6 protein-coding genes and 1 pseudogene are annotated in these 5,078 nt (G+C 63.7%); 5 read left to right on the top strand and 2 right to left on the bottom strand.

The window, feature by feature from the left end; genetic code table 11:
- Positions 1-89 (bottom strand): annotated as a pseudogene (locus tag G1E_RS13740) (poly(3-hydroxyalkanoate) granule-associated protein PhaI); the annotation flags it as partial.
- Positions 90-425: 336 nt separating this feature from the next.
- Here G1E_RS13740 and G1E_RS29520 point away from each other — a divergent pair.
- On the top strand, positions 426-1,190 hold the full coding sequence (locus G1E_RS29520) for a hypothetical protein (RefSeq protein WP_052960508.1): 765 nt from the start codon (positions 426-428) through the stop codon (positions 1,188-1,190).
- A gap of 297 nt (positions 1,191-1,487) precedes the next feature.
- Positions 1,488-1,712, top strand: a complete 225-nt coding sequence (locus G1E_RS29525) for a hypothetical protein (protein ID WP_052960509.1) — start codon at positions 1,488-1,490, stop codon at positions 1,710-1,712.
- A 12-nt stretch (positions 1,713-1,724) separates the two neighbouring features.
- Here G1E_RS29525 and G1E_RS13750 read toward each other — a convergent pair whose 3' ends face one another.
- Entirely contained in the window at positions 1,725-2,000 is a 276-nt protein-coding gene (locus G1E_RS13750; protein ID WP_009682366.1) for a polyhydroxyalkanoic acid system family protein, read from the bottom strand.
- A gap of 124 nt (positions 2,001-2,124) precedes the next feature.
- Between G1E_RS13750 and ubiE the strand changes: the two genes are divergently transcribed.
- The 3 genes from ubiE to ubiB all read left to right on the top strand — a co-directional run.
- Positions 2,125-2,895, top strand: coding sequence for a bifunctional demethylmenaquinone methyltransferase/2-methoxy-6-polyprenyl-1,4-benzoquinol methylase UbiE (ubiE, locus tag G1E_RS13755; protein ID WP_009682367.1), 771 nt, complete (start codon positions 2,125-2,127; stop codon positions 2,893-2,895).
- Entirely contained in the window at positions 2,895-3,518 is a 624-nt protein-coding gene (locus tag G1E_RS13760; protein WP_009682368.1) for an SCP2 domain-containing protein, read from the top strand. Before ubiE ends, G1E_RS13760 begins: the two co-directional genes overlap by 1 nt.
- A partial coding sequence (gene ubiB, locus G1E_RS13765) for a ubiquinone biosynthesis regulatory protein kinase UbiB (RefSeq protein ID WP_084728206.1) occupies positions 3,515-5,078 on the top strand: 1,564 nt, incomplete at its 3' end. The genes G1E_RS13760 and ubiB, both read left to right, overlap by 4 nt.

Genomic DNA, 5,078 nt, shown 5'->3' on the forward strand with positions numbered 1-5,078 from the left:
CCCGCCAGCCAGATCTTGCGTGCGTAACCCCGCACCTCACCCAGCGTGCCCGGCGCGTCCGCCTTTTTCTTCACATTCACTTTGGCCATGCTCTGTACCTCATGCTCATGAGTGGAGGAGGAACCGCCCATGGAGGGTGGGCTTGAGCATAAGGTAGAGGCAGGAATTAGAATCTTCACCCTAAGATCGGCGCACTGCTTTATCTACCACAGACGCAGCAGCCCGCTGCTCCAGCATTCGGCTCCCATCAACCGGAGCCTCCTGCCATGCCATCGTCATCGCCCCTCTCGTTCAGGCAGCTTGTAGCCACCCAGTTCGCCAATCGCCCGCGCTTGCGCGAAGTCATGGGGGGCGGAGCCTGACGGCTACTACCTCCCCAGCCGCGAACGCAGCCGTGGCCCTTGGCTGAAACGCTGGAACGGTGAATGGATGCCAACACGGAAACCTTCGTCGGTGTCTACCTGAAGCGGGTGGAACCCTACGACCAGGCACTCGAGGCATTCCTGAAGTCGCTCGATGAGCACCCCGGCGCTTCGCTCGACAATTTGCCGGAGCACCTGCAGGAGCGCCTGCGCGCCCTGCAGGCGCTTCGCCAGGAGACGCGCGCCAACCTCGATGTGTTGGCACTCACCTATGAGAAACAGGCCACGCTGATCAGGGAGCAGATACAACTCTACACCCGCATGGTCGAACCGAAGTACCTCAGGTTCGACCCGCAAGCCACCGCTTCATTCGCGCGAGGCCAATGGTGGGAGCAGTTGCTGCAAACTGACCTGCAGCAGTTCCGCCGCCTGCTCGACATGAATGACTACGAGGTGCTCAAGACCCAGTCCCGTCGCCTGGTGCAATTGCCGTTCGGCCAGGAACAGGCAGAGCTGTACCTGGACTTCAGCAAGCACATCGAAGCCGCACTGGCTGTGCACAGGCGCATCCTCAGTGTCAGCCAACGCCTGGACCATAATCTTGCCGAGGCCATGCAAGACGGGCAGATCCAGTTCCCCGGCAAACGCAAGAAGCTCGACGGCATCATCAGCACCCGGCAGTACTCGACCCTCATTACCCGGGCCAGATCATCAGTGACCCGCATCAACTCGTCGTCCGCAGGGACCGGCTCAGCGCAGACGATTTCGAAAGTACCCTGCTCGCCCAGCAAACCCTGCGCAGCAAGCATTTTCACGAAGCACTGCTGAGCCACGACAGCCTGGCTGCCGCCGGCCTGACGCCCGAACAGCAGAAGGCGCCCCTGGAGAGCGCCCTTCGCGAATACAAGCTGGCCCTGAGCAATACCCAGTACTTGCTTTCACGCAACATGCCTGCGGTGGACAGCAGCCAACTCGAGGCCTACATCGTTGAGCTCAGTATACTGATAAGCCTGGGCGAGGATGACATGGCCAACCTGGCGGCCGCGACCGATCGCCAGGATGCAGTACCCGAGCAACCACTGACCCACAGGGCGCGCAAACAGCTCAAGCCCAATGACTTTCTGGATGTGTACGACATCTATCGCCTGCAGCCCAGGCAGATATCGCCTGCAGCCCAGGCAGAAGCTCTGGGAGGCGCACTTCCACTACACCACCGCCAACGCCAATGCCCGGCGCTTTGCCAAAGGCCATTTGAAGTTTCCGGAGGCCATGGGCCGCGACGAGCGCTTGCAACGGGGTGACCTGCGCCTGGACCAGATCGAAGACCTGATCCCGTTCCCCGCCAGCTGAATAAAACGGGCGTCAGGCCAGTGCCTTGTCCAGCGCCCGCTCGATCTCGCCCTTGATGGTGCCGCTCATCATCGACAGCATCATGCCCAGTTTCAGCTCCACGCGGATGCTGTCTTCGCCGATCTGCACGCTACCCTTGGCACCGCTGCGCGCCACATCGACCCGGTCACCGTTCCAGGTGGCCTGGAGGTCGTACTCGCGGCTGAGCTTGTCGACCAGCGCCTGGGCCTTGGCACGGGCGGCGTCACGGCCGAGGGAGTGTTTGCGTTCGACGCTGATCTGGGTCATGCGGGTGTTCCTGAAGATGTAGACATAATCGGCATTATGCCCGCCCCCGGCCACAGGCACACCCTGCCAAGACAAATCCGCCCGTTCGCCCTAGAATGGCGGTAATTTTTTCCGGTGAAGCGATATGAACGACCAGCGCAAAGGCGACCACGCCGAACCCACCACCCATTTCGGCTACCAGGACGTCCCTGAAAGCCAGAAAGCCAAGAAAGTTGCCGAGGTATTCCATTCGGTAGCTGCCAAGTACGACCTGATGAACGACGTGCTCTCCGGCGGCATGCACCGCCTGTGGAAGCGCTTCACCATCGAGCTCTCGGGTGTGCGCAGCGGCAACCGCGTGCTGGACATCGCCGGTGGTACCGGCGACCTTGCCGCCAAGTTCTCGCGCCTGGTCGGCCCGACCGGGCAAGTGGTACTGGCCGACATCAACGACTCGATGCTCAAGGTTGGCCGTGACCGCCTGCTGGACCGCGGTGTGGCCGGCAACATCGAATTCGTGCAGGCCGACGCGGAAAAGCTGCCGTTCCCGGACAACCACTTCGATTGCGTGACCATCGCCTTCGGCCTGCGCAACGTCACCCACAAGGATGCAGCCATCCGCTCGATGCTGCGTGTACTCAAGCCCGGCGGCCGCTTGCTGATCCTGGAGTTCTCCAAGCCGACCAACAAGCTCATGTCCAAGGCCTACGATGCCTACTCGTTCGCCTTCATGCCACTGGCCGGCAAGCTGATCACCAACGACTCCGAAAGCTACCGTTACCTCGCCGAGTCGATCCGCATGCACCCCGACCAGGAAACCCTGAAAAGCATGATGGTCGAGGCCGGCTTCGACCGCGTCACCTACCACAACATGACCAGCGGCATTGTTGCCGTGCACCGGGGAATCAAGCCCTGATGCTGCTGGCCGGGCTGCTCGCCAGTGTCGAACAGGGCCTGAACCGCGTCCTGCGCATGGACAGCACGGCCCTGCCGCGGCTGGGCGCGCTGGCGGGCAAGGTCATCGAGATAGACTGCCGCCAACCGGCCTTGCAGGTGTTCATCCTGCCCGATGAAGAGGGCCTGATGCTCGCCGCCCACTGGGAAGGCGAGGTCGACTGCAGCCTGCGCGCCCCGGCCGGCAGCCTGGCGCAACTGGCCATGGCCAAGGACAAGACTGGCGTGTTGCACAGCCCGCAGGTCGAGCTGCACGGCGACAGCGCCGTGCTGCTCGACCTGTTCGGTGTGCTGCAGGACCTGGAACTGGACTGGGAGCACGAGTTGCAACGCTGGCTCGGCCCGGTGGCCACGGCCATGCTGGCCGGCCACATCCGCCTGCGCGCACGCTGGACCCGCCAGGGCCTGGCGCGCTTCAGCCAGAATTTGTCCGAGTACCTGGCCGAAGAGTCGCGCACGCTGGTCGGCAAGCGCGAAGCCGAGGCTGCCTTCAGCGAACTCGATGCCCTGAAACTCGACACCGAACGCCTTGAGGCGCGCCTCAAGCGCCTTTCCCGATCCCTTGATTCCAGCGATAACGCATGAAGCTGCTCGCCGTCCGCCGCCTTTTCCGCATTCAGCGTGTGGTCATCCGCTACCGCCTGGATGACCTGCTGTTCGATCAACCCCTGCTGCCCTGGTGGCTGGCCAGCCTGCGCCTGCTGATGCCGTGGCGCTGGCTGCCACGCAAGCCGTCCGAGCTCAACCGTGGCGCACGTCTGCGCCTGGCGCTGCAGGACCTGGGGCCGATCTTCATCAAGTTCGGCCAGTTGCTGTCCACCCGCCGCGACCTGCTGCCCCCCGACATCGCCGACGAGCTGATGCTGCTGCAGGACCGCGTGCCGCCATTCGACCCGAAACACGCCGTGGCGTTGATCGAAGCGCAACTGGGTGCCAAGGTGGGCGAGCTGTTCAGCCGCTTCGACGTCGAGCCGCTGGCCTCGGCCTCGGTCGCCCAGGTGCATGCCGCGCGCCTGAAAACGGGCGAAGAGGTGGTGGTCAAGGTGGTCCGCCCCGGCCTCAAGCCGGTCATCGCCCAGGACCTGGCCTGGCTGTTCCTGATTGCCAAGGCCGCCGAGCGCGCCTCGGCCGATGCGCGCCGCCTGCACCCGGTGGACATCGTCGGCGACTACGAAAAAACCATCTACGACGAGCTCGACCTGTTGCGTGAAGCGGCCAATGCCAGCCAGCTGCGGCGTAACTTCGAAGGGTCCGAGCTGATGTACGTGCCCCAGGTGTACTGGGACCTGTGCCGCCCCAAGGTGCTGGTCATGGAGCGCATCTATGGCGTGCCCGTGACCGACATGGCTACCCTGGCCGACCAGCGCACCGACATGAAGCTGCTGGCCGAACGGGGTGTGGAGGTGTTCTTCACCCAGGTGTTCCGCGACAGTTTCTTCCATGCCGACATGCACCCGGGCAACATCTTCGTCAGCACGGTCAAACCGTGGAGCCCGCAGTACATCGCCATCGACTGCGGGATCGTCGGCAGCCTCACCGCCGAAGACCAGGACTACCTGGCGCGCAACCTGTTTGCCTTCTTCAAGCGCGACTACCGGCGTGTGGCCGAGCTGCACATCGATTCAGGCTGGGTCCCGGCGCATACCAAGGTCAACGAATTCGAAGCCGCGATCCGCACCGTGTGCGAACCGATCTTCGAAAAACCGTTAAAGGATATTTCCTTCGGCCAGGTGCTGATGCGCCTGTTCCAGACCGCACGGCGCTTCAACATGGAAGTGCAGCCGCAGTTGGTGCTGCTGCAAAAAACCTTGCTCAACATCGAAGGCCTCGGCCGCCAGCTGTACCCCGACCTGGACCTGTGGAGTACCGCCAAGCCCTACCTGGAACGCTGGATGCGCGAGCGCTACAGCCCCAAGGCCATGTTCGGCAACCTGCACAGCCAGGTCGAGCAGTTGCCGCACCTGGCCGGTATGACCCGCGACCTGCTCGAACGCCTGTCGCAACCGCATTTGCATGACCCGCAACTGCCAGAGCGCCGCAAGGGCGACCGCTGGGCGCTGCGCCTGCTCGGGGCCGGCCTGCTGGGCGGGGGCGCGGTACTGGCCGCGGGTGCTGCCGAGGCCGCCAGCCTGGCCGCGCCTGCAG

This window comes from Pseudomonas sp. TJI-51, from assembly GCF_000190455.2.
Lineage (GTDB): Bacteria > Pseudomonadota > Gammaproteobacteria > Pseudomonadales > Pseudomonadaceae > Aquipseudomonas > Aquipseudomonas juntendi.